A 24,339-nucleotide genomic window follows, 5' to 3' on the forward strand; every position below is an offset into this window, starting at 1 on the left:
GTGACTTCTGCGATCGACCTCGTCGACCTCGTCCCCGCGCCGCGTGCCGTCGACGGCCCCAAGCGCTGCGGTGTCGTCATCGACGAGCACACCACCGTGTGGGCCGCGCCCGGCACGGAGGGCACCGAACGCTGGCTGCGCGCGACCCTGGGCGCGGCCTTCGGCGTGCCCCTGCGACCCGGGCCGCAGGGCGCCCGCGACTCCGTACAGCTGTGTCTGGACGACACGATGGAACCGGAGGCGTACAAGCTGAGCGTCCTCGCCACCTGCGGCATCGAGATCCGCGGCGGAGGCCCGGCCGGCGTCTTCTGGGGCGCGCAGACGCTGCGCCAACTGCTCGGCCGGCACGCCTTCCGGCGCGCCCCCGTGCGGCCCGGCATCACCTACGGCGTCCCGCACCAGGTCATCGAGGACGCCCCCCGCTTCCGCTGGCGCGGCCTCATGCTCGACGTGGCCCGGCACTTCATGCCCAAGGACGGTGTCCTGCGCTACCTGGACCTGATGGCGGCGCACAAACTCAACGTCTTCCACTTTCATCTGACGGACGATCAGGGCTGGCGGATCGAGATCGAGCGGTACCCGCGGCTGACCGAGGTCGGTTCCTGGCGGGCGCGCACGAAATTCGGCCACCGGGCCTCACCGCTGTGGGAGGAGAAGCCGCACGGTGGCTTCTACACGCGCGACGACATCCGGGAGATCGTCGCCTACGCCGCCGAGCGGCATATCACCGTGGTCCCCGAAATCGACGTCCCCGGCCACTCGCAGGCCGCGATCGCCGCGTATCCGGAACTCGGCAACACCGACGTCGTCGACACGACCGCCCTCTCCGTGTGGGACACCTGGGGGATCAATCCCAACGTACTCGCCCCCACCGACAACACCCTGCGCTTCTACGAGGGGGTCTTCGAGGAACTGCTGGAGCTGTTCCCCTCGGAGTTCATTCACGTGGGGGGTGACGAATGTCCCAAGGACCAGTGGCGGCGGTCGCCGGCCGCGCAGGCCCGCATCGAAGAACTCGGACTCGCCGACGAGGACGGGCTCCAGTCCTGGTTCGTCCGGCACTTCGACAAGTGGCTCTCCGCGCGCGGGCGCCGGCTCATCGGCTGGGACGAGATCCTGGAGGGCGGGCTCGCGGACGGGGCGGCCGTGTCGTCCTGGCGGGGCTACGCGGGCGGGATCGCCGCCGCGCGGGCCGGGCACGACGTCGTGATGTGCCCCGAGCAACAGGTGTACCTGGACCACCGGCAGGACGGCGGCGCGGACGAGCCCGTGCCGATCGGGTTCGTGCGCACCCTGGAGGACGTCTACCGGTTCGAACCCGTTCCCGCGGAGCTGACATCCGAGGAGGCGGAGCATGTGCTCGGCACGCAGGCCAACCTGTGGACCGAGGTGATGGAGGACCCCGCGCGCGTGGATTACCAGGCCTTCCCCCGGCTCGCGGCCTTCGCCGAGGTCGCGTGGAGCGCCCTGCCCGCCCCGGAGGAACGGGACTTCGCCGACTTCGAGCGACGGATGGAGGCCCACTACGAGCGGCTGGACGCGCTGGGCGTCGGCTACCGCCCGCCCGCCGGCCCCAGGCCGTGGCAGCGGCGGCCGGGTGTCCCGGGGCGTCCGATCGACGGCCCGCCCCCGAACCGGTGATACCGCGCGTCCTGGACAAACCCCGCCATAGCCGCCGAAGAGTGGCGATTCGCTCGCACCGGTGATGCCGTACAAAACGGACCATCTCCTCGGTGAGGTGGGCGAATGCCTCCTAGCGGACCCCCGCGTTCGGGTGTTGCGAAGATGTGCCAGAGTTGCCACGTCCGCCCTGTCAGCACGTACCGTACGGCAGCACAGGTGGGACCAGGTGGGGCAGCGGGAAGGGGCAGCCGGTTTTGACCACGCACGCACCGCAGGCGGGGCAGGCCGTCACGCTGCCCACGACGCTGGACGAGGCCGTGGCGGCGCTTGCCGCCATGCCCGCCGCCGTGCCCGTGGCCGGCGGCACCGACCTCATGGCCGCCGTCAACTCGGGACAGCTCAGGCCCACCGCACTGGTCGGCCTCGGCCGCATCAGCGAGATCCGCGGCTGGCAGTACCAGGACGGCCACGCGCTGCTCGGCGCCGGACTCACCCACGCACGCATGGGCCGCCCCGACTTCGCCGCCCTGATCCCGGCGCTCGCCGCGGCCGCGCGCGCCGCGGGACCGCCGCAGATCCGCAACGCGGGCACCCTCGGCGGCAACATCGCCTCGGCCGCTCCCACGGGCGACGCGCTGCCCGTGCTGGCCGCGCTGGAGGCGACCCTGATCATCGTGGGCCCGGGCGGAGCCCGCCGTGAGATGCCGGTGTCGCACCTGCTGGCCGGCATGGAGATGCTGCGCGGCGGCGAACTCATCGGGTACGTGCGCGTGCCCCTGCTGCACGCGCCGCAGATCTTCCTGAAGGCGACCGGCCGCACCGGCCCGGGCCGTGCGGTGGCCTCCGTGGCGCTGGTCCTCGACCCCGCCCGGCGCGGTGTCAGGTGCGCCGTCGGAGCCATAGCGCCGATGCCGCTGCGGCCGCTGGAGGCCGAGCAGTGGGTCGCCCGGCTCATCGACTGGGACAACAGCCGCACCATCGTCCCCGAGGCGCTGACCGCCTTCGGGGAGTACGTCGCCGCCGCCTGCATCCCCGACCCGGTGCCGGGCGTGGACGGCTCCGTACCGGAACTTCCGCCTGCCGTACTGCACCTGCGGCGCACTGTCGCCGCGCTGGCCCGACGAGCACTGGGGAGGGCGCTGTCGTGAGCGACGACCAGCACGGACCCGGACACGGACACGGACAGGAAGACGGGCAGGGCCAGGGCGCGCCGCAGGGCGGCGGCCGCTGGGACCCGCTGCCCCAGGGGGACTACGACGACGGCGCGACCGCCTTCGTGAAACTCCCCGAGGGCGGCATCGACGCCTTCCTGGCCGCCCGCGGCGACAGCCCGCTCGCCGCGCCCGGCCACGGGTACGTGCCGCCGCAGATAGCGGTGGCGCCCCCCACGGACGGCACCGGAACCTGGGCCGCCCCGGCCGGCGGCTCCGACTGGCCCGCCCCGCAGGACACCCCGCAGACGGTGGGCGACGACCGGTTCACGTACCACCCCGGCGCGACCGGCCAGTGGGCCTTCGAGGACACCTCCGGGCCGTCGGACGCACCGCGGTCGGCGCCCGGCCACGACGTGACGGGCCAGTGGTCGATCCCCGTCGCGGGCGGCGACCTGCCCGACGAGTCGGGCGAGTTCACCACCTCGGCCCTGGTCGAACAGTGGGGCGGCACGCCCCCGGCCACCCTGCCCGGCGGCGCGTCCGCGCCCTGGGCGACGGAACCGGCCGGCCCGGGCGACCAGGCGTGGGGGCAGCACACCGGCGAGGCGGACACGGCCGCGCGACCGGCGACGGACCTGCCCGCGTACGGGCACGCGCCGGAGCACGGCCCGGTGGCCGTGGACCCCGACCGGCACCGTCCCGCAGCCGAGCACACCGGGCAGCACACGCACCCGACCGGGACGTTCGCCCCGGAGATCTCCGCCGAGGCGTACACGGTGGCCCCGAACGGCCCCCGGGAGACCGCCGGGCGGGACGCTCAGCGGGCCGCTGAGGCCGAGGGGACCGCCGAGGCGCCCGAGGACGCCGAGCGCGCCCACGAGGCCGCTCACGAGCCCGCTGAGGCCGCCCACGGCCCCGCGGAGCCGCCCACCGAACCCGCCGCCCCGCACGGACAGGCACGCGGCCCGGCCGAGACGCCCGAGGACCGGTCCGCCACCGCGGACACCTCGCACGATCCCGAGGCGGACGCGGCCCACGACACCGCCGCCCCGCGGCACACCGACGCCGCCGGGTCCGCTGAGTCCGACGGGCCCGCCGAGGAGACGGACGACGCCCCGGCGCCGTTCCACGAGGAACACCCCCTCGCCGCCTACGTGCTGCGCGTCAACGGCTCCGACCGCCCCGTCACCGACGCCTGGATCGGCGAGTCCCTGCTCTACGTCCTGCGCGAGCGGCTCGGCCTCGCGGGCGCCAAGGACGGCTGCTCGCAGGGCGAGTGCGGGGCCTGCAACGTCCAGGTGGACGGGCGGCTCGTCGCCTCCTGCCTGGTCCCGGCCGTCACCACCGCCGGCAGCGAGATCCGCACCGTCGAGGGCCTGGCCGTCGACGGCCGGCCCTCGGACGTGCAGCGGGCGCTCGCCAGGTGCGGCGCCGTGCAGTGCGGCTTCTGCGTGCCCGGCATGGCGATGACCGTGCACGACCTGCTGGAGGGCAACCCGGCCCCCACCGAACTGGAGGCCCGCCAGGCCCTGTGCGGCAACCTGTGCCGCTGCTCCGGCTACCGGGGCGTCCTGCGGGCCGTCCAGGACGTCGTCGCCGAACGCGAGGCGGTCGCCGCCGCCGACGCCGACACGGACGGCGACGAGGCACGGATCCCGCACCAGGCGGGACCGGGCGCCGGAGGCGTCCACCCGTCGGCGTTCGAGAACCCGGCACAGCCCCACCCGCACGACCCGGCGTACGGACAGGGCCAGGACGGAGGCCAGTCATGAGCAACGAGACAGTCACCGCGACGACCCCCGTGGATCCCGCCTCGGCCCCCGAGCCGATCCCGCACGGCCTCGGCGCCTCCCTGCAGCCCGCCGACGCGCGCGCCAAGACGGAGGGCACCTTCCCGTACGCGGCCGACCTGTGGGCCGAGGGACTGCTGTGGGCGGCCGTGCTGCGCTCACCGCACCCGCACGCGCGCATCGTGTCCATCGACACGTCCCACGCGCGTGAGATGCCCGGCGTCCGGGCCGTCATCACCCACGAGGACGTCCCCGGCCGCACCCTGCACGGGCGCGGCAAGGCCGACCGCCCGGTGTTCGCCTCCGACGTCGTACGCCACCACGGCGAGCCCATCGCGGCCGTCGCCGCCGACCACCCGGACACCGCGCGGATGGCCGCCGCGGCCGTCATCGTCGAGTACGAGGTGCTCGACCCGGTCATCGACCCCGAACAGGCCTTCGAGGCGGAGGCGCTGCACCCCGACGGCAACCTGATCCGGCACATCCCGCTCCACCACGGCGACCCGTCCGCGGCCGGCGAGGTCGTCGTCGAGGGCCAGTACCGCATCGGCCGCGCCGACCCCGCCCCGATCGGCGCCGAGGCCGGCCTCGCCGTGCCCCGCCCCGACGGCGGTGTGGAGCTCTACCTCGCCTCCACCGACCCGCACGCCGACCGGGACACCGCCGCCGCCTGCTACGGCCTCGAACCCGAGCGCGTGAAGATCGTCGTCACCGGGGTGCCCGGCGCCACCGCCGACCGCGAGGACCAGGGCTTCCAGCTCCCGCTCGGCCTGCTCGCGCTGAAGACCGGCTGCCCGGTGAAACTCACGGCCACGCGCGAGGAGTCCTTCCTCGGCCACGCCCACAGACATCCGACGCTGCTGCGCTACCGCCACCACGCCGACGCCGACGGCCGGCTCGTGAAGGTCGAGGCGCAGATCCTGCTGGACGCGGGCGCGTACGCCGACACCTCCGCCGAGGCCCTGGCCGCCGCCGTCTCCTTCGCCTGCGGCCCCTACGTCGTCCCGAACGCCTTCATCGAGGGCTGGGCGGTACGCACCAACAACCCGCCGTCGGGCCATGTGCGCGGCGAGGGCGCGATGCAGGTCTGCGCCGCCTACGAGGCGCAGATGGACAAACTGGCGAAGAAGCTCGGCGTCGACCCGGCGGAGCTGCGGCTGCGCAACGCCATGGCGACCGGCGACGTCCTGCCGACCGGCCAGACGGTGACCTGCCCGGCCCCCGTGGCCGAACTCCTCCAGGCCGTCCAGGAGTTCCCTCTCCCGGCGCTCCCCAAGGACACGCCCGAGGAGGACTGGCTGCTGCCCGGCGGCCCCGAGGGCGCGGGCGAACCGGGCGCGGTGCGCCGGGGCGTCGGCTACGGCCTCGGCATGGTGCACATGCTGGGCGCGGAGGGCGCCGACGAGGTCTCCACGGCGACCGTGAAGGTCCAGGACGGTGTCGCCACGGTCCTGTGCGCGGCAGTGGAGACCGGCCAGGGCTTCACGACGCTGGCCCGCCAGATCGTCCAGGAGACGCTGGGCGTCGACGAGGTCCACGTGGCCCCCGTCGACACCGACCAGCCCCCCGCCGGCCCCGGCTGCCGGGGCCGCCACACGTGGGTCTCGGGCGGCGCGGTGGAGCGCGCGGCGAAGATGGTCCGCACGCAGCTGCTCCAGCCCCTGGCGCACAAGTTCGGCATGTCCACGGAGCTGCTCCAGATCACCGACGGCAAGATCACCTCGTACGACGGCGTCCTGTCGACGACCGTCACCGAGGAGATGCACGGCAAGGAGCTGTGGGCGACGGCCCAGTGCCGCCCGCACCCGACCGAGCCGCTGGACGCGGCCGGCCAGGGCGACGCCTTCGTCGGCCTCGCCTTCTGCGCGATCCGCGCGGTCGTGGACGTCGACATCGAGCTCGGCTCGGTCCGGGTCGTCGAACTGGCGGTCGCCCAGGACGTCGGCCGGATCCTCAACCCGGCGCAGCTCACCGCACGCATCGAGGCCGGTGTGACGCAGGGCGTCGGCATCGCGCTCACCGAGAACCTCCGCACGCCGAGGGGCCTGATCCGCCACCCCGACCTCACCGGCTACGCGCTGCCCACGGCCCTGGACGCCCCGGACATCCGGATCGTCAAGCTGGTCGAGGAACGCGATGTGGTCGCCCCGTTCGGCGCGAAAGCCGCCAGCGCGGTCCCGGTGGTGACCTCGCCCGCGGCGATCGCCTCCGCCGTGCGGGCCGCGACGGGCCGCCCGGTGAACCGGCTGCCGATAAGGCCCCAGGCGGCGGTGGTGACGGACCGGTGAGCGAGCGGCGCCCGGAGCCGGACCCGGACTCCCTCGCGGATTCCGGTTCGGGTTCCGGTTCGGACTCGGATCCGGATTCCCGACGGTACGAACCTTCGCCCGGCGTGGGCAAGCTGCTGGGCTGGATCCTGCTGTTCGTGGTGGCGGCGGTGGTCGTGGTGCTCGGCGGCGTGTACCTCACCTGAGAGGCGATCGGGGCGGAAAGGGAACTCGCGAGGCCGCCCCGACGTCTGTCAGTGCGGGACCGGTGTCGGGTGTGTTGGGTGCTGTCGCTGGTCAGAGCCGTTGTCAGTGGTGCCGCATAGGCTGCGGAGCAGTGGGACGGCGCACGCAACTTTCCGCACGGGGGACCCGATGGGCACGACCAGGACCACCACCACGACGAAGATCATCTTCACCGAGGACGAGCTGTACCCGTACGTCACGCACGCGCCGACGCGCCGCTGGCTCACCGGCCCCGGCCTGCCCGCGACTCCGGGCGACGCCGGCCTGCTGACGTTCGAGGCGCTGCGCACGGACGGTCTGCGCACGGTCGGGGACTCCACGGGCGACCCCGACGGCCGGCTGGCGGCGGAGCTGCGCGACCGGCTGGTGATAGGCGGGCTCCTGGGCGCCGACGGCCGGGAGACGGAGTCCGTCCTGCTCGACGGCATCACGGGCGAGATCTCCACGACGTACTTCCTGCACGACCGCCCCGACCTGATGGACCTCCGTCCGCTCGCGCCCTCCCTGGAGAAGCTGGTGCGCTTCTCGACCGCGGTGGACGAACTGGCGGCCCTGCGCGGCCAGTTCGCCTGCTACGCGAGCCGGCTCGGGCCGAAGGCGGTGGCGGAGGCGTCACGGCAGCTGCTGGCGGTCTTCGAGGAGGGCGCGAAGGACACGGGCGGCGCGTCCGGCCCCTTCTGGAAGCTGGCCGCGGTGATCCGCCCGCTGGCCCTGATCGCGGGCCCCGGCACGACGTCCGGGCTGGCCCTGGATCTGCCGGTCCGTCTCCTGGACGAGGAGTTCGGCTCCGGCGAGGTCGTCCGCTTCGAGGACGTCGACTGCCCGAGGGCGCTCACACACGCCCCGACCCGCCGCTTCCTGCGCGAGGTGGGCCTGCCGGAGGAGGTCGTCTGGTTCTCGCTGGAGACGGACACGCCGCTCCAGACCCTCGCCGAGTACTACGCGGACGACCGCGGCGACGCCCTCACCGAGGAGCGGCTGCCCGCGAACGCCGACCGGCTGATCCGCCTGGGCCGTCTCCTGGAGGACATCAGCCTGGTCGTCGACGGCGCCACGGGCGCGGTGCTGAGCTGGAGCGAGCCGGACCTCGGCCTGCGCCCGCTCAACGCCGACATCTCGACGCTGGCGTTCACCCTGTGGCTGATACGCCGTGAGCGGGCCCTGGACGCGGTGCACCGGCTGACCGAGGCCTACGACCAGCTCGCCGAGACGATGGCCCGCACCCTGGCCGCGGTCGACCCGGTCGCCTGCGACCCGACCCCGGTGCCGGCCCTCCCCACGGACGACGGCCGGCGCTACTGGCCGGACGTCTTCGAGGACGAGGCGGGCGGGGGCCTGTACGCGTAGCCCCCCGCCCGCACCGGCTGTGCCGCTCCGCGGTCAGCCCCTGCGGCACCGGCTGACGTCGATCCGCACGATCTGCGGGTCGTGATCGCTGGCCTGGTCGGCGAACTCGGCGTTGATGTGCACCACGTCGTAGTCGTAGTGCGTGACGGCCGGGCTCGTGAGGATGTGGTCCAGGGTCTGCGAGTTGCCGTCGTAGACGTAGGTGTACCGCTCGGCGGCCGGCAGGGTGGTGATCAGCGGGGTGAGGACACGGCCGGCGGTGAGAGTGCTCACGGTCTGCGAGAACTCGTAGTCGTTGAGGTCGCCGAGCACCACGGTCTTGGCGTTCTTGTCCGCCGCGAGGAGGGACTTGACGAAGGAGTTCACCTCGGCCGCCTGTGCCTGGCGCTGCGTCTCGGAGCTGCGTGACGGCGGCTGGTAGCGGCCGTGCAGGGGCTGGTCGCCGCCCTTTGAGGTGAAGTGGTTGGCGATCACGAAGACCGTCTCGCCGTGGAAGACGAACTCGCCGACCAGCGGCTTGCGGCTGTTGTCCCAGGCGTCCGAGGCCGGGTCGATGCGCCCGGGGGAGGCGGTGAGCCGCACGCCCTTCCTGGTCTTCACCACGCCGGTGGCCGTGACGGCGTCACCGCCGGCCCGGTCGGCGAAGGAGACCCGCTTGGGGTTGAAGAGGAAGACCTGACGGATGTTGCCGCCGGGCTCGCCGCCGTCCTGGTTGTCGGTGGGGGCGATGTACCGCCACTGGTAGCGGGGGCCGCCGGCGGCGCGGATGGCGTCGGTGAACCGCTTCAAGGTGGCCTCGGAGGTGACGGTGCCGTCGTTGGTGGCTCCGTTGTCGTCCTGGATCTCCTCCAGGGCAACGACATCGGGGGAGTTCAGGTTGACGGCGACACCGTGCGCGAGCCGGTCGATCTTCTCCTGGGGGTCCAGCGCGTCCAGGTTCTCCACGTTGTACGTGGCGACCGCGAGCTCGTCGCCCTTCTGCCGACGGGTCACTTCCTGCTTCAGCCCGTTGTCGACGAGGGTGCCGAGCTGTGTGGCCTGGACGTTGTAGCCGCCGTAGGTGGAGTAGTCGAGCGGCCCGGTGGTGGTGCCGGACAGCTCGTCGCCGACATCGGCGGAGGGGAAGGCGGTGGCGGTGTCGAGCGACATGACCTCCAGCCGGCCGGTGTTCGGCTGATCGTAGGACGAGTACAGCGTCCCGCCGCGGACCGTGGCGTTCTCGTCCGGCTTGACGGTCACCCACAGCTCGCCGTACGCGTCGCTCGCGCCGACGACCCGGGCGTCGGAGAACGCGACCCGCATCCCCTCCGTCGACTCGTAGAAGTCCTGCGCGTACACGCCCGGTTCGAGGGCGAGCGACTCGATGCTGCCGCCCCCGGCGGTGGGGATGTACGCGCCGGGGACGCTGGTGGCGTCCACGGTGACGGCGGCGGGCAGCGCGTTGCCGCCGGACAGCACGGTCGCGGTCGGCGCGGTGAGTTCGGTGACCGACTGGCTGGTGCTGCTCGGGTAGTACTCGCTGATCTTGCCGCTGACCAGCACGGAGTCACCGACGGCGACGGTGGGCGCAGCGGACCCGGTGTACACGAACACGCCCTCGCTGGTGCGGGGGTCGGCGTCCGCCGCCGGATCCTGGATCCAGTACCCCTTGGACCCGGAGGTCCGCACCCCGGTGACGATGCCCGGCACCCGGCTGACGGTCTGCCCGGCGAGCGGGGAGAGCCGGGTGGTGCCCTGGATGTCGTGGACGCGGACGGTACCGGGCGTGGTCGGATCGCCACCGCCGTCCCCGCCGTCCCCGCCGCCGTCCCCCGAACCCGGCGTCTGCCCGGCGGAGTTGACCGGCGAGGGCGTGCCGGCCGTGAGGTCGGCGGCGTTGTCGTCGGTGTCGCCCAGGGCGGCGCCCCGAGCGACGGCGGCGGTGTTGGAGGCCCCGGTGACCGGCCCGCCGCCCTCCCGTACGAGGGCGCTGCCGTAACCGACCAGGTCGACGATCCGCCCGTCGGCGGCGCAGTCGGCGGCGGTCCTGCACGTCAGGGCGGTGGTGCCGGAGACGAGCGCGACGGTGCCGCTGGTGGCGCTCATGGCGACGGACCCGGTGGCGTCGGCGGTGGGCAGCGCGGTACTCCCTCCGGTCCCGGCGGCCTCGGCGACGAGGTAGCGTCCGCCGGGCGCGACGGCCCCGCTCAGCGCCGTCACCTGCCACAACGAGGACGCCGACGGCGTACCCGGCAGGTACTGCACGCTGTACCCGGCCAGGTCATAGGCCGCCGACCCCGCGTTGCCCAGCTCGACGAAGTCCCGGGTCAGGGTCGCCCCCGAGTTCCCGCCACCGCCGTACACCTCGGAGATCACCGCGGTGGCGGACGGCGTCGCGTAGGCGGCGGGCAGCGAGGTGATGGCGAACGCGCTCGCCACACCCACGGATATGAGCGCGTAGGCGGCACGGCGGGGTCTGTTCCCTGCGGATCTGGACACGCTGGAGGTCTCCTCGTACGTCGTCGTGTACGGCCGGTGGCGGTGTGGGGGAGTCGGCTCAAGTTACGCGCGTAGAGAGGGGCTTGTTAAGGGGTCGTAGGTTAAATCGGGGGAACGGAAAGGTGTGTTGCCTCGGTGAGGGAGGAGGCGTCGGCAGGTTGTGCGCCGCAGCGAACCAAACGCCGATCGAAGCAAGAAAGAGGGGCTGCGCCTCTCCAGCCTCCTGAGACACCCGTCGGCAGGCCCTGTTCGCTACCTTGGCCGCGAGGTGACAGAACTATGGGGGAGGGTCCATGGCCGGTCCCCGGCGCCGACCGAAGCCGAGCCCGCAGGCAACGCCGAGCCCGCAGGCAGCACCGAGTCCGCAGGCGCCGCCGAGCCCACGGGCAACGTCGAGTCCGAGTCCGCGGGTGCCGTCGAGTCCACGGGCAACGTCGAGTCCGAGTCCGCGGGTGCCGTCGAGTCCACGGGCAACGTCGAGTCCGAGTCCGCGGGTGCCGCCGAGCCCACGGGCAACGTCGAGTCCGAGTCCGAGTCCGCAGGCTTCGCAGGGGCAACGTACGTCGCAACCGGTGCGGCAGGGGACTCCAGAGCTTCTGTGGGGTCCGGGAACACGGCAGGGGACGCCACCGCGGCAGGCACCGCAGGGGGCTCCACAATCTGCCGCGCCGCCTGCTCCCCATTCGGGCGTCCGGTCGCAAACCGGTGGGACCTCAAACGATCGCGAACCGCAGCGGTCGGTGGTGGTGTTCCTCGGACAGATCACCAACAGCCAAGTGGCGATCAACAACGGCACGGTGACCCAGACCATGACGAGGCAACTGTCCGAGTCGCGGTGGGCGAGCACGAATCGGCCACCGGCAGAGCCGGAGAGCACCTTCCCGCGCCGGGGAAGCTCGTTGCCTGGCAAGCCGGCGTGGAAGCCCATGCCGACGGACCTGGCCGGCATGCGCAACGAGCCCCGGATCAGCGCCGAAGTCTGCTGCCAGGTGCTGCTCTTCCATGTGCTCACCGGTCTGCTGGCCCGGATCGACCGGCTGCCGCTGAGCCGCGAGGAGCGGAATGCCGTGCGGCGGGAGGTACTAGCGCTTCAGGCCGACCTGGTGCGAACTCCCTTCGACGAAGCACGTGTTGACTTGAAGATCGAGGAACTCCGGGCCCGACTGGAACCGACAGGGCTGCTGCGGGCAAGTTCTGCCGAACGAGAGCTGAGCCGCCCCCGCATGCTGACGACAGGCTGACGCCCGAGAGGGCGGCACCCCCGAAGGGGTGCCGCCCTCTCGTACTGCCTGGTCAGGCCGGTCAGAGGCCGTGGCGGGAATTGAACCCACGTACCTCGCTTTGCAGGTTTGTCCGTGCTGGGCAGAGCGAGGCCCGGGCGCGTTCACCGGAGTTCAAACCGGTCCAGCGGCTGTACCCGCCGAGTCACGGTGAACGGTTCCGGATCGTCGCGTACGACGATGAACGAGACGGAAACTGAGACGGGGCGAGGCCCCCTAGGGGCCGGCTCAGCCGATGCAGGGCGTCGAACCGCGGGCTACTTGGGGCCACTTGGGACATGTGTGCTCGTGTACGCTTGAAGTGCGCCGTATCCCAAAATCCCGGCTATGCCGAATCATCCACCCAACGCGGCGCTGAAGGGCACAACCATGCCTAAGGCTCGGTACAACTTCGAGCTCCCCGCCCACCAAGTGGACTACGGGGTTGAGGTTGACATCAAGGACCTCAAGCTTGACGCACAGGCGCAGCGGACCCTCAATGAGAGGCGCGCTCAGCACATCGCGGACCACCTGGTCGCTGAGGCTGTCGGAACGGTCATCGTCTCGAAGCGCTCCAACGGCGACCTATATCTCGTCGACGGACAGCACCGCGCACGTGCGTGCACCCTCGCCAACGTCAAGACCATCAGGGCTGAGATCCATCACGATCTGACGCAGGCCCAGGAAGCCATGCTCTTCCTGATCAAGAACAAGGAATCCCACAAGCCGCGACCCATCGATGAGTACCACGTGGGTTTGGTTGGCGGGGTACCCCTGTTCGTCGACACTCAGAGGATCCTGGAGAAGCACAACCTGACCCTCGGGTCGACATCCGTCAACGGCGTGGGCGCAGTATCCGGGGTGCTGAACATCACCGAACGCTATGGCGCCGACATCCTTGATCGTACTCTCACGGTCGCGGAGACCTCCTGGGAGCGCTCGCCGGAAACCTGGGACGGTATGCTCCTCGGTGGCATCGGTATGTTCCTGGGCCGGTTTGGTGACCTTGTCGACGACAAGGAACTTGCCAAGAAGATCCAGGACATGGGCACGGCGGCTAAGTGGCGCTCCGAGATTCTGAGCCTGTCTTCTCGGGGCGGCTTCAATCACAGCGGTACGGGGTCGCGCACCGTCACGGCCTTCCGCAGCGTCGTGAACGCTTGGAACAGGGGTCGCAGGGCTTCGAACCGCATCGAAGCCTAACTCGACGATAAGCCGGCGCCTTCCTCGTGAGCAGGTAGGCGATAGTCCACCGGCTTGACCTGAGCGTGCGCTGCTCCGAGTTTGCGCCCGCTGACTCCGTTGTGTCGTAACGAGTCAGAGCAGCGCCCTGCGTCACGGGCACCCTGCGGTCTGTCCATGCGGCGACCGTAGCGTTCCGTCTATCACAGGCGTCGAGTCCTCCCTCACCCATGTGTTGGGTCTGCTTCCGATGTCGCTCTCGTCTTGCCGACCGCAGCGAAAAGGTCAGCAAACCGTGTTCCCTCAACTTCTCGATGGTGCGCCCGTGTGGGCCCTCATCCCCGTAGGTGCCGTCGGGCTGGTGCTCGCCCTGGCTCGGGTGGTTAAGAACCTTCCCAGCAATGCGATCAACAAGTTCTTCGAGCACCAGACGACGAAGTATCAGATCATCGCGAGTGACTCGAAGGGGCGGGTGGTAGCGATGCATAAGCAGCGACTCGTCTTCTTCGGCTTCGTCTTCACGTGCATCGTCGTCGTCGTACTCGTCTTCATCTTCATCAACTCGACGACGAAGGAGGCCGATGTCCCGGCACGGGGGCCGGCTCCGACAGTTGCCACGGCCTCGCCTCCAGTCCGCTAGACCTCGCTCCCGTCTGCGCAGAGAGAACGGCCCCCTGGGGTTGTGCCGGACCGACGCATGACATACAGAAGGCGGGGCCAAGGCCCCGCCTTCTGTATGTCCCTCAGCAGGGGCAGTCCACTGTCAGTGGGGGCACATACCCTGCTCACCATGACACTGCGGGAGTACTTGCATGAAGTCGCTTCTACGTACGACCGGGCCGCGGGCACCGGGTCCCCGGCCGCGAAGAGGTTGAGGTCGGCGCCTACCGTCTTCGAGCCCTGTGTTCCCGCGAGTTACCTGATCAAGGGGAGTGGTGGGAACGGTGCCGGTGCCTTCTGCCCGTGGGTATCGTTCTTCGACCCCGACGAGACGACCACCGCTACGCGTGGCATGTACCTCGTCTACCTCTTCGCGGAGGACATGAAGACGGTCTCGCTCAGTCTGAACCAGGGTGTGACGGAGTTGCGCGAGACGTTCGGGGCCCGCGAAGCTGAGCAACGACTCCGAAGCGAGGCCGCGGCCATCCGAGGCGCTCTCCCCACCGACGTGGCCGAGGAGCTGGAGGACGTCATCGATCTCGGTGGGAGGGCTGGTCTGCCGCGGGCTTACGAGGCTGGGAACATTCTCGCAAGCGTCTACCGGATCGACTCGCTGCCGACTGAGGATGCGCTGAAGGCAGATCTCCGTAGGATGATCCAGCTTTACCAGGATGCCTTGGTTCTGCGCGAGGATCTTCGAGGCACCACGCGAGACCTGATCACTACGATCAAGCCGAAGGTCACTGGCGGGCAAGATCCGCTCCTGTACTTTGCTCCGAAGAGTGACGGTGAGTACGTCCAGAAGATCACCGCCCGCGAGATCAAGAAGAGCCGAAAGCATGAGACGCTGGTCAAACGCTATGGAGCGTTTCTCGCAGATGCGGGGTTCGATGCTGGAACGAACGTTCACCCCCGCGATGTCGTCGCGAGGCGCGACGGTGGTGACTGGCTGATTGAAGCGAAGGTTGTCCGACGTGGCAATGCAAGCCACGCTGTCCGTGAAGCGATTGGCCAACTCGCCACTTACGCCTTCTTGCTCTACTCGGCGGATGCCCAGCCCAGCCGAATGGCCCTCTTCACCGAAGCTATCGGTGACGTGTATGTGCGCCTACTCAGCCACCAGGGAATTGCGTCGGTCTGGCCCACAGAGACTGGCTGGGCTGGATCACCGGAGGCTGTGAATGCGGGCCTTGCTCAGAGAGAGGGATAGACAGGAACGCGCCTCGGCATCCGGTGCCTGCTCCCCGAGTCGCTGGATGCCCGCCAGACTCAAGAGTATTACCTGTCATGTCCTTTTCATATCTCTGAGTCCGCTAAACCGGTTGTCGATAGAGTCGAACCTCTGGCATCCTGTAAGGCTTTGCTTCAACTCCTTGAGGATGGTCGTGAGCGGACGCCGAATCACTGACTGGCACTTGGGCCACCTGGTGCTGGATCCCGCAACCGGGAAGGGCACTACGTGGGACATGGGAAAGCCTGTGAGCCCGGACGTTGTGGAGAAGTATCAGGAATGCGTGAACTTCCTCGAGGATCTGCTCTCAGAGTCCCCCTACTCGGGGCTGGAGAAGCGCTACGTGGAACTTAAGTCTGCGATATCCGCGATGTGGGGGCCGGATTACGAGGTTGGTAGTGCCCCGTCCCACCGCAGTGAGATCCTTTCGCGCCTGGACAACATGCTGTCGGCGCTGCGGGCGTTCGACGATCGGACATCGCGTGATCTGAAGCACCGGTGTGGTGATGGCTCTACTCCCTTCCGCACCTTCAAGGAGGCCCTGTCGTACGAGTACGACAACGAGTTCGCCTACCGATTCATGTACAGGCTGAGGAACTACAGCCAGCACTGCGGACAGCCGGAACTTACAGGCTCAGTGAAGGGTCGTCGGACAGCGGACGGAAAGATCGTCCGGCAGGTTTCCATGACGTTTGATCTTCCCGCTCTGTTGAGGCGCTTTAACAAGTGGGGGCCGCAGGTCAAAGGCGAACTGGAAGGAATGGGTGAGGGTCTTGAAGTTGAACCCGTGGTTGACCGACTTTTTCTGTCCTGTGGCAGGGCGTACGGAAAGTTGCTGGTTTCGCTGGCAACGGACATTCGTTCGGCGGTCGACTTCATCCGTAGTTGTGACAAGAGCCCCGACGGTTCTGGGACGGTTCCGTGCTTCTACGGGTTGAACCGTGATGAATGGCTCAGCGCCGGTTCCAGGGATACGAACGTTCGGCTTGTCCGCGTTGACCTCGCCGATCTCGCTGACAACGTCCTTGTCGCAGCGGCCGGCACGGCTAGCTGACGCGGGCGCCCATCTGCCCCGTCCGCTCAACCGCTTCTACGAGTTGTCTCCTGCTCGGCATGCGAGGCTTGAGCATGACGACGGGAGATGGAGAGGGAGGGTGAGTGGCGCAGCAGGCTAGCCCGCGCGGGACCTTTGAGAAGATCGCGGATCAACTCAAGGCGCAGATGGATCGTGACCCGGAGATGGTGGAGCTACCGCCGATCGCAGAGGTCATGGATGATCACCAGGTCTCGCGCGGTGTGGTGCTTCGGGCGTTCGCGGCGCTTCAGAGCGTTGGTGCTGCGGAGCCGGTTCCGGGCGGACGCTGGCGGGTGGTCAGAGAGGGGCAGATGACCGACCGCCGCCCCCTCGCAGAGCGGCTCACCGACGTCTTCACGGATGACGGCCTGGAAGTCGGGGCAGCGTTCCCGAGTGCTTCCACGCTGTGCGAGAGGTTCGGTGTCTCGCGTCCGACGGTCACCAAGGCGTTGGGGAAGCTGGAAGCCGCAGGATGGCTGTCAGCAGGGGGGCAGGGCAAGCTACGTACTGTGCGGGCCCTGCCGAATCGAGAGGAGAGTTCCTAACCGTGACGGGACTGACGGAGTGGGCATACCCGCTCGCTGAATCGCTGCTTTCCGGCCCACTGCCGCGTCGGTGGAAGCACTCGGTTGGGGTCGCCGAGCGCGCACGCACCATCGCGCCGATCCTCGGTGTGGACGCGGAGCTGTTGGAGGCGGCGGCGGTCCTGCACGACATCGGTTACGCACCGGACCTCGCCAAAACGGGATTTCACCCGATCGACGGGGCCCGCTACCTTCGCGACATCGCGCACGCCGACGAGCGGGTGGTGAACCTGGTGGCTCACCATTCCTGCTCATGGATGGAGGCAGATGCCCGGGGGCTGCGCGAGGAACTTGAAGGCGAGTTTCCACGCGAGCACGCGCACCTCAATGACGCGCTGTGCTACTGCGACATGAACACGACCCCGGACGGGGTGCCCACCAATCCAGTGGACCGGATCAACGAGATTGCCGGCCGCTACGGGCCGGACAGCCTGATCGGGACGTTCATCCGCCGAGCTGAACCGGAGATCCTCGCGAGCACTTCACGAGTGCTCGAACGCGTCGCCGCCGAGAAGCGTCAGCCGACGTAAGGGGCCGTGCGGGTCCGGTCCATCGCGTGCTCGATCCGGAGCCGCATGGTCGGGTGGACGTCTAGCTTTGTCAGGTCCGATGGGGTGACCCATCGGACCTGCGTCGTCTCATTGCTCGTTCGCACCTCGCCCCCGACCGGACGCGCGCGGAAACAGATGCTGAACTGCTGCCGGACCTCGCCGTCGTCGTACTGCATCACGTGGCCGGGGTCGGTGTAGATCCCGGACATGTCGACGACTTCCGCCTTGATTCCGGTCTCCTCCCAGACCTCGCGAACCACGGTGTCACTGATGGACTCGCCGACATCGTGGCCGCCGCCGGGCAGTGCCCACCGGCCGTTGTCAGACCGCTGGATCATCAACACCTGTCCCGCGTCGTTCTGCACGAACGCAACGACGGACGGCACCACCGAGTTGGCCGGCGGGGCTTGGGGGTCATGCAGGTAGTCAATGCGTCCCATGGTCAGACTCCTGTGATGCTTGCGATGTCTTGATCTGTGATCGGCCGGGCGTTGTCCCAGGTGTGTTCGATGCTATTCGCGTACGTGTCGAACAGGCCGCCGCCGGGCAGACGGCGCAGATGCAGGACCGGGGCCATGTACGCGCCGATGCCGTAGACGTGGGGGTTCACGAGCATCTCGTCATCGGACCGGTAGATGGAGTTGTAGAGCGTGGAATCGTGCAGCCGGACCCCGATGTCGGGGTGACTTCTCATGAGCGGGCGGTAGTGCAGTAGGGCGTTCCGAATCTTGCCGCCCATGATCCGATGTCCCTCGTCTATGCCGCGCTGCTCGACTGCCGCACAGTCGGGGTCCCCGAGCAGGATCCGCACCTGGGCGCCTGCCTCAACCTTTGCCTTGGTGAGGTCATGAAAGGCGGGGTCCTCAGACAGGAAGAGCCCGGAGTAGACGAGCACGTCTACGTTCCGTCGAGCCCGCCCGTAGATCTCTCGCCAGAGGCCGGGCGGCACCGTGTGCCGATGCGGGTAGACCGTGACGATCTCAGCTTTCGTCAGGTCCGCCGCGCTCTCAACGGCCCGGTCGTCGTCCCACAGCGTTGTGACGTCGACCTTGAGCGCTGCGGCCGTCGCGTACTGGTGTCGCCGATACGGAACCTTCCCCTTCGTGATCCAGCGTTCGACGGTCTTCGGGTTGACATCGATCTCTTCGGCCAGTGCCTGAACCGTCATGCCGCTGGCCAACAAGGCAGACCGCAAGCGTTCGTTGGACATCTGTACCCCCGGTGGGACGTCTAGGGACCTCTTGAAGGTACTCAGACGTCCTTGAGGTGTCCACGCACGGGGTGACCAAGTCCCTTGACCTGGGGCGATTCTGATGGTGCGCCAAGAAGTCCCGGCGTAAAGCCAAGAGGTTCCGCCGCTGTACTTGACGGGACCCCGTGCAGTACCTGTAAAACAGGTACTGCAACGACGTCCGGAGGAAAGCCCGAGGGGGTGAGTACGAAGGCAGCGTGTGTTCCTTGAGAACTCAACAGAGTGCTTTGAATGATCGGCCCCGGCATCCAGCCGTGAGGGCGCGAGATCGAATCTCGCCCGGGGCACTGGCCTGCCGCTTCCTGCGGTGACGGCCCTCAATGGCCGGTGCGGCGTTCTCCCGGACAAGGACAACCCGCCGCCCGGTCTCCCTCCCGACGTAGCAAGAGGAGAGATCCATCATGCGTATGCGCATGTTCGTTGCCGGCCAGGAAGCGCACGGCGACTTGGAGTTCGCGGAACTGGCACTCGGTATCGACGTCGACCTGTTCCGGGGCCCGCTGGAGTCCGAGACGGACAGTGAGCGGGCGGCCCGCGAGGACGCGGCCCGTGACGTCCTCGCCGACCTGCGGGCGGAAGCGGAGGACGGTGACGAGATCGCCGGCTGGGACGCCCTGTACGCCGACGCGCTGACCCGCACGGTGCCGTTCCTGCGGTCCGTTCGCGGCCTGCGAGCGGGGACGGGGGAAGCGGCGTGAACGAGACCCGCAAGCCTCTGACTAGGGTTCAGATCGGTGTGCTGTCGGCGGCGTTCGTGCCCATGCTCGCCACGGGCGTGGTCGGTGGTATCGGCACCTACAGCAACATCGGCCACGCCTACGGCAAGGGGACCGCGCTCGGTGCTCTCGGTGCCGGTGAGGGTGCCACGGCCGTGCTCGCCCTGGTCCTGCTGGGCTTGACCATGCTGGGCCAGTCCTCGCCGCGCGTCGTGCGGGCCGGGCTGTGGGTGCTGCCGGCCGCCGCCGCCGTCATGGGCGCGATGGCAGCGCCGGACCCGGGCCGCACGGTCGTCTACGCGCTGACCCCGATGGGCATGTCCGTCTCCGCTGAGGGCATGGCGTTCCTCGCCCGCCGGATCGTCGTCCACACCGACGGCCGCGACGCGGAGAACGAGCGGCGCACCGCCGACATCGTGCAGGCCCTCGCCTACCACCGGGCCCGTGCCGCCCACCACCCGGTGAGCCGGGTGCGCAAGCGGTCCGATCGGGCGTCGTGGCGTCTGGCCCGCAGGGTCGGGGTCGGGGACGCGGCGCTCGGATCGAGGCTGCTGGACGTTCAGCGCGACCGGATCACCGGCGGCGCGGATGCTGCCCTCGCCTCGATGTTCGGCGCGGCGACCCTCGATTCCTCCTCGGTCGCAAATGCGGAGGAATCGGCAGGAAGCAGTCGAGAACGGTCTATCTCTGACCTGCCTGTATCGACCCCGGCCACGGTCGTGCTGACGCGGCTTTCGGTGCCCGATCCGGCGCCGGTCGATCTCGGCAAGTCGGGCGGCGGCATGAAGCCGATGCCCGCCGTCGTCCCGGTGGTGAAGCCGGTCCCGATCGCCCCGGCGCCCGCCCGTTCGGTCCCGGCCGCGTCGACCGTGGCGCGTCGGGCGACGGGCCGTGTCCCGCTCGCCGCCAAGTCGACCCGCACCCGCCGCACTCCCGATCAGCTCATGACGGAAGCGCGGAAGGCGACGGCCGGCCTGACGGACGCTGAGGTGACGGGGGAGGGCATCCGCCGGGCCCTGCGCACCTCGCCCGCGAACGCCCGCAAGCTGCGTGACGCCCTGCTCGCCGAACGCGCCACCACGGCGGTGACGCCGTGAACACCCTCGCCGCGCTCTTACCGGCCGTGCCGCCCGTCATCGGGTGGGCGGTACACGCCCGGTGGCTGCACGGACGGCTGACCACCGCCCGCCGTGACCCGCTCACCGGCCTGTGGACGCGGGACGCGTTCACCCGGCAGGCCCGCCGTCTGCTGCGTGACCCGCGCGCCGTGGTGGTGCTGGCGGACGTCGACCACTTCAAGCGGATCAACGACACGCACGGCCACGCCGCCGGTGATGTGCTGCTCGCCACGGTCGCCGCCCGCCTCGCACACGGCACGACCCCCAGCGGGGTGGCGGGGCGGCTCGGTGGAGACGAGTTCGCCGCCGTCGTCGTCGACCGCGACGGCACGGCCGCTGACCGGCTGCACACCCTCGCCCGCGTCCTCGCCCGGCCGGTCGACACTGCCCCTGAGGTGCACACCACGGTCTCGCTGGGGTGGGTGCGGGCCGCCGACCATCCGGGCGAGGACTTGTCAGCGTTGCTGCGCCGGGCTGATGGGGCGATGTACGCGGCGAAGCGCTCGGGTCGGCCCGGTCCTCGCCGGGCCCGTCTCGGGCGGCTGCTCGGGTCGGTCGCCGGCCGCCGTCCCGGACGGCGGGGTGCGGCATGAACGGCGCCAGTAGTACGCCAGTGAAGACGTTCAGCTTCGGCGGCGGGGTGCAGTCCACAGCGGCCCTGGTCCTCGCGGCCCGGGGTGAGCTGGACTACCGCACATTCCTGATGGCGAACGTCGGGGACGACTCCGAGCACCCCGGCACGCTCGCCTACCTGCACAAGTACGCGATCCCCTACGCGCAAGCGCACGGCCTTGAGCTGGTCGTGCTGGACCGGGTGATGAAGCGCTCGGGTGAGGTCCGCACGCTGTATCAGGACCTCACCCGTGAGGGCTCACGCTCGCTGAAGATCCCGGTGCGCATGTCGAACGGGGCCCCCGGCACCCGGTCCTGTACGGCCCAGTTCAAAATCAAGGTTGTCGGGGACGAACTCAAGCGCCGTGGGGCGACGAAAGAGAACCCGGCCACGGTCGGGATAGGCATCAGCCTGGATGAGATCGACCGGGCCAACAAGCGGCGCTGCGAGCCGCACGAGCGCATCGAATACCCCCTGCTGGAACGCGGGATCCGCCGTATCGACTGCGCCCGCATCATCCGCAGCGCGGGCCTGCCCGTGCCGCCCAAGTCGTCGTGCTGGTTCTGCCCGTTCCACCGCCCCGAGACATGGCACGACATGCGCCGCGACGAACCCGAGCTGTTCGAGCGCGCGTGCCAGCTCGAAGAACTCCTCAACCGCCGCCGTGACGAACTCGGCAAAGACCATGTCTGGCTGACCCGGTTCAACCGGCCCTTGCGCAAGGCGATCCCGGACGGCGTGGACACCCTGCCGTTCGACGAGTGGGACTCCGGATGTGACTCCGGATGGTGCATGACCTGACCTGTTCCACCCCTGCCGGGCCCGGCCGCCCACCTTCCACAGCAACCGGCCGGGCCCCAACTCCCGAAGGAGTACGTACATCGTGACCGAGACCACCACCTTCACGCCCGCCGGGGACCCGGAGGGCACCGAACAGACCACGGCCGCCATCGTGCCGTTCCCGCTGAAGAAGAAGACCGACCCCGACCCGACCGCCCCGGGCGAGGGTGTGGTGAAGCCGGGGGAGTGGGAGGCCGAACTCCCCGACACCGACGACCCGGACGCCGACGGCCTGAGCGAGGGCGCGCCGGTCGACCCGCCGCGCGAGGTCTATCCGCCTTCGGTCGCTGAGTGGATGGAGGCCAAGGACAAGGCCCGTATGCCGGTGCTGCCGGACTGGGTGAAGCTCCCTGACCAGCGCACGGCCGTGCGCAAGTGGGCCGTCCGGCACTACTCCGCCGTGGCCGGCTACCACGCCGTGCGCTTGCCGCTGGTCTACACGCCGAAGATCTGCATGTACTCGCCGCGCGGCGCGTGGCGGTGGTCGACGGCGATCGGCCGGTGGGTGTTCGACGCGGAGGGCAAGACGCTGCGGCTCGCCTCCGTGGCCAACGAGGACGCGGCGGAGTACCTGAAGCTGTCGCGGCAGCGCAACGACCGCGTCCGGCTGCGGGGGATCGTGGCGACGATCGCCGGTTTCGTCGGTCTGGCCGCCGCGCTGACCCTGTACGTCATGGCGCCGTCGTGGCTGCTCATGCTGGCCGTGGCGACGCTGACCACCACCCTCGGTGTGGTCGGGGCGCCGGCGGACCGGCCGCTGATCGACATGGCCAAGGTGACGTTCCGCAAGCGCAAGCTGTCCTCCGACATCGTCATCCGCGCGCACGACGCGTCCGGGCTGACCACCAAGGATCAGACGATCGCCTTCCCCCGCCCGATCGGCCGGGACGGCGACGGGTGGCGCGTGGTGGTCGACCTGCCGTACGGCAAGACGTTCGAGGACGCGATGAAGGCTCACGCCCGTCTCGCCTCCGGTATGGACATCGCCCCTACTCAGCTCTTCCTCGACAAGGACGAGACGAGCGGGCGGCGGGTGTCGTACTGGATCGCCGACCGTGACCCGCTCGCCGTACCGTCGGGTAAGTCCCCGCTGCTGGGGGCGACGCGGGTGGACTTCTGGAAGCCGTTCCCGTGGGGCGTGGACGAACGCGGCAACCCGGTCATGGGCACCATGCTCTGGCTGTCGCTGCTGGTGGGCGCCGTGCCGCGCCAGGGGAAGACGTTCTCAGCCCGCACGATCGCGCTCGCCGCCGCGCTGGACCCGTACGTCAGGCTGTACGTGTTCGACGGCAAGGCGTCTCCGGACTGGCGCACGTTCGCCAAGGTCGCCCACCGCATCGGGTTCGGCATCGTGCCCAAGAACGGGGTCGACCCGGTTCAGCACCTGCTGACCTCGCTGCGGGAACTCAAGGCGGACGTCGAAGACCGGTACCACCGGCTGTCCGAACTGCCGCTGCACGTCTGCCCGGAGGGCAAGCTGACCCCGGAGATCAGCCGGGACAAGAAGCTGAACATGCCCCTGACGCTGTTCGTGGTGGACGAAGTTCAGGAGTACCTGACCCACCCCGAGCACGGCAAGGAGATCCTGTCCCTGATGGTCTACCTCGCCCGGGTCGCCCCGGCCGTCGGTGTCTCGGTGATGACGGCGACGCAGAAGCCGGACGACAAGGCGTGCCCCTCGGAGCTGCGTGACCAGCATCAGGCCCGGTTCGCGCTGAGGGTCGGCGCCTACCAGGTCTCGGACACGATCCTCGGTGCGGGCTCGTACTCGGAAGGCTTGGACGCGTCCAAGCTGCTGAAGTCCCACAAGGGTGTGGGTCTGCTCAAGGGCATGTCCGACGACTCAGGGATCGTGCGGACCTACCTCGCCGACGGCCGCGATGCCGACCGCATCCTGACCCGCGCCGCCGCGCTGCGTGAGGCGGAGGGGACGCTGTCCGGTGACGCGGTGGGCGAGGTCCCGGCGGCGGAGACGTCCGCGACGATCCTTGACGACGTCGCGGCCGTGCTCGGCAAGAGCGAGACCAAGGTGTGGTCCGAGACGATCGTCGACCGCCTCGCCGACCTGCGCCCCGACGTCTACGGCCCGTGGGCGGAGCTGGAGGCCAAGCCCAAGGCGGAAGCGCTCACCGCCGCGCTCAAGCCGTACGGGGTGGCCACCGAGCAGATCAGCCGCCGCGTCGACGGCAAGGTGGTCAACAAGCGCGGCATCAAGCGCGAGGACATCGCCACCGCGATTACGGAGCGCAATAACAAGCGGGACGCCGGATAAGTCCCCAAGGTCGCTTGCGCAAGCACCGGACGTCGCTTGCGCAAGCGACCCTGCTAGCGACCAAAACCGCCACTGATCAGG

General features: G+C 69.7%; 21 protein-coding genes. 18 read left to right on the forward strand and 3 right to left on the reverse strand.

What is annotated here, in order from left to right; all coding sequences use genetic code 11:
* The 6 genes from ABT070_RS26245 (at position 1) to ABT070_RS26270 (ending at position 8,427) form a co-directional block, all read left to right on the forward strand.
* On the forward strand, positions 1-1,641 hold the full coding sequence (locus ABT070_RS26245; RefSeq protein ID WP_351764313.1) for a beta-N-acetylhexosaminidase: 1,641 nt from the start codon (positions 1-3) through the stop codon (positions 1,639-1,641).
* 236 nt (positions 1,642-1,877) lie between these two features.
* Positions 1,878-2,771 (forward strand): FAD binding domain-containing protein, encoded by an 894-nt coding sequence (locus tag ABT070_RS26250; RefSeq protein ID WP_351764314.1) that lies wholly within the window; start codon positions 1,878-1,880, stop codon positions 2,769-2,771.
* The gene (locus ABT070_RS26255) at positions 2,768-4,549 is read left to right on the forward strand and encodes a 2Fe-2S iron-sulfur cluster-binding protein (protein WP_351764315.1); all 1,782 of its coding nucleotides are present in this window, start codon (positions 2,768-2,770) and stop codon (positions 4,547-4,549) included. The genes ABT070_RS26250 and ABT070_RS26255 overlap by 4 nt, the downstream gene beginning before the upstream one ends.
* On the forward strand, positions 4,546-6,855 hold the full coding sequence (locus ABT070_RS26260) for a xanthine dehydrogenase family protein molybdopterin-binding subunit (protein ID WP_351764316.1): 2,310 nt from the start codon (positions 4,546-4,548) through the stop codon (positions 6,853-6,855). The genes ABT070_RS26255 and ABT070_RS26260 overlap by 4 nt, the downstream gene beginning before the upstream one ends.
* Complete coding sequence (locus ABT070_RS26265) at positions 6,852-7,040, forward strand: hypothetical protein (protein ID WP_351764317.1); 189 nt, start codon at positions 6,852-6,854, stop codon at positions 7,038-7,040. Before ABT070_RS26260 ends, ABT070_RS26265 begins: the two co-directional genes overlap by 4 nt.
* Before the next feature lie 169 nt (positions 7,041-7,209).
* A complete protein-coding gene (locus ABT070_RS26270; protein ID WP_351764318.1) occupies positions 7,210-8,427 on the forward strand; it encodes an SUKH-4 family immunity protein in 1,218 nt (405 codons plus the stop codon).
* A gap of 33 nt (positions 8,428-8,460) precedes the next feature.
* Here the strand turns inward: ABT070_RS26270 and ABT070_RS26275 are convergent, their stop codons facing one another.
* Positions 8,461-10,851 (reverse strand): DUF8508 domain-containing protein, encoded by a 2,391-nt coding sequence (locus ABT070_RS26275; protein WP_451099377.1) that lies wholly within the window; start codon positions 10,849-10,851, stop codon positions 8,461-8,463.
* Positions 10,852-11,645: 794 nt separating this feature from the next.
* Between ABT070_RS26275 and ABT070_RS26280 the strand changes: the two genes are divergently transcribed.
* The 7 genes from ABT070_RS26280 to ABT070_RS26310 all read left to right on the forward strand — a co-directional run bounded on the left by ABT070_RS26280 (position 11,646) and on the right by ABT070_RS26310 (position 17,426).
* Positions 11,646-12,146 (forward strand): hypothetical protein, encoded by a 501-nt coding sequence (locus ABT070_RS26280; RefSeq protein WP_351764320.1) that lies wholly within the window; start codon positions 11,646-11,648, stop codon positions 12,144-12,146.
* A 366-nt stretch (positions 12,147-12,512) separates the two neighbouring features.
* Complete coding sequence (locus ABT070_RS26285) at positions 12,513-13,367, forward strand: DUF6551 family protein (RefSeq protein ID WP_351764321.1); 855 nt, start codon at positions 12,513-12,515, stop codon at positions 13,365-13,367.
* A 304-nt stretch (positions 13,368-13,671) separates the two neighbouring features.
* Complete coding sequence (locus ABT070_RS26290; RefSeq protein WP_351764322.1) at positions 13,672-13,986, forward strand: hypothetical protein; 315 nt, start codon at positions 13,672-13,674, stop codon at positions 13,984-13,986.
* A gap of 150 nt (positions 13,987-14,136) precedes the next feature.
* Positions 14,137-15,216, forward strand: coding sequence for an MrcB family domain-containing protein (locus ABT070_RS26295; protein ID WP_351764323.1), 1,080 nt, complete (start codon positions 14,137-14,139; stop codon positions 15,214-15,216).
* Positions 15,217-15,391: 175 nt separating this feature from the next.
* Positions 15,392-16,291, forward strand: a complete 900-nt coding sequence (locus ABT070_RS26300; RefSeq protein ID WP_351764324.1) for a hypothetical protein — start codon at positions 15,392-15,394, stop codon at positions 16,289-16,291.
* Positions 16,292-16,395: 104 nt separating this feature from the next.
* On the forward strand, positions 16,396-16,857 hold the full coding sequence (locus ABT070_RS26305; protein WP_351764325.1) for a GntR family transcriptional regulator: 462 nt from the start codon (positions 16,396-16,398) through the stop codon (positions 16,855-16,857).
* A gap of 2 nt (positions 16,858-16,859) precedes the next feature.
* Positions 16,860-17,426, forward strand: a complete 567-nt coding sequence (locus tag ABT070_RS26310; RefSeq protein WP_351764326.1) for an HD domain-containing protein — start codon at positions 16,860-16,862, stop codon at positions 17,424-17,426.
* Here ABT070_RS26310 and ABT070_RS26315 read toward each other — a convergent pair.
* Positions 17,414-17,887: an NUDIX domain-containing protein gene (locus tag ABT070_RS26315; RefSeq protein WP_351764327.1), complete on the reverse strand. Its 474-nt coding sequence runs from the start codon at positions 17,885-17,887 to the stop codon at positions 17,414-17,416. The genes ABT070_RS26310 and ABT070_RS26315 overlap by 13 nt on opposite strands.
* 2 nt (positions 17,888-17,889) lie before the next feature.
* On the reverse strand, positions 17,890-18,657 hold the full coding sequence (locus tag ABT070_RS26320) for an XRE family transcriptional regulator (protein WP_351764328.1): 768 nt from the start codon (positions 18,655-18,657) through the stop codon (positions 17,890-17,892).
* Positions 18,658-19,106: 449 nt separating this feature from the next.
* Here ABT070_RS26320 and ABT070_RS26325 point away from each other — a divergent pair, with 449 nt between their 5' ends.
* The 5 genes from ABT070_RS26325 to ABT070_RS26345 all read left to right on the forward strand — a co-directional run bounded on the left by ABT070_RS26325 (position 19,107) and on the right by ABT070_RS26345 (position 24,258).
* Positions 19,107-19,397, forward strand: a complete 291-nt coding sequence (locus tag ABT070_RS26325; RefSeq protein WP_351764431.1) for a hypothetical protein — start codon at positions 19,107-19,109, stop codon at positions 19,395-19,397.
* On the forward strand, positions 19,394-20,512 hold the full coding sequence (locus ABT070_RS26330) for a conjugal transfer protein (RefSeq protein ID WP_351764329.1): 1,119 nt from the start codon (positions 19,394-19,396) through the stop codon (positions 20,510-20,512). The genes ABT070_RS26325 and ABT070_RS26330 overlap by 4 nt, the downstream gene beginning before the upstream one ends.
* Positions 20,509-21,126 (forward strand): GGDEF domain-containing protein, encoded by a 618-nt coding sequence (locus tag ABT070_RS26335; RefSeq protein WP_351764330.1) that lies wholly within the window; start codon positions 20,509-20,511, stop codon positions 21,124-21,126. The genes ABT070_RS26330 and ABT070_RS26335 overlap by 4 nt, the downstream gene beginning before the upstream one ends.
* Positions 21,127-21,146: 20 nt before the next feature.
* Positions 21,147-21,947: a phosphoadenosine phosphosulfate reductase gene (locus ABT070_RS26340; RefSeq protein ID WP_351764331.1), complete on the forward strand. Its 801-nt coding sequence runs from the start codon at positions 21,147-21,149 to the stop codon at positions 21,945-21,947.
* Between the two features lie 82 nt (positions 21,948-22,029).
* Positions 22,030-24,258: a cell division protein FtsK gene (locus tag ABT070_RS26345; protein WP_351764332.1), complete on the forward strand. Its 2,229-nt coding sequence runs from the start codon at positions 22,030-22,032 to the stop codon at positions 24,256-24,258.
* Positions 24,259-24,339: the final 81 nt, after the last annotated feature.

This window comes from Streptomyces sp. NPDC002884 (genome assembly GCF_040295245.1).
GTDB lineage: Bacteria > Actinomycetota > Actinomycetes > Streptomycetales > Streptomycetaceae > Streptomyces.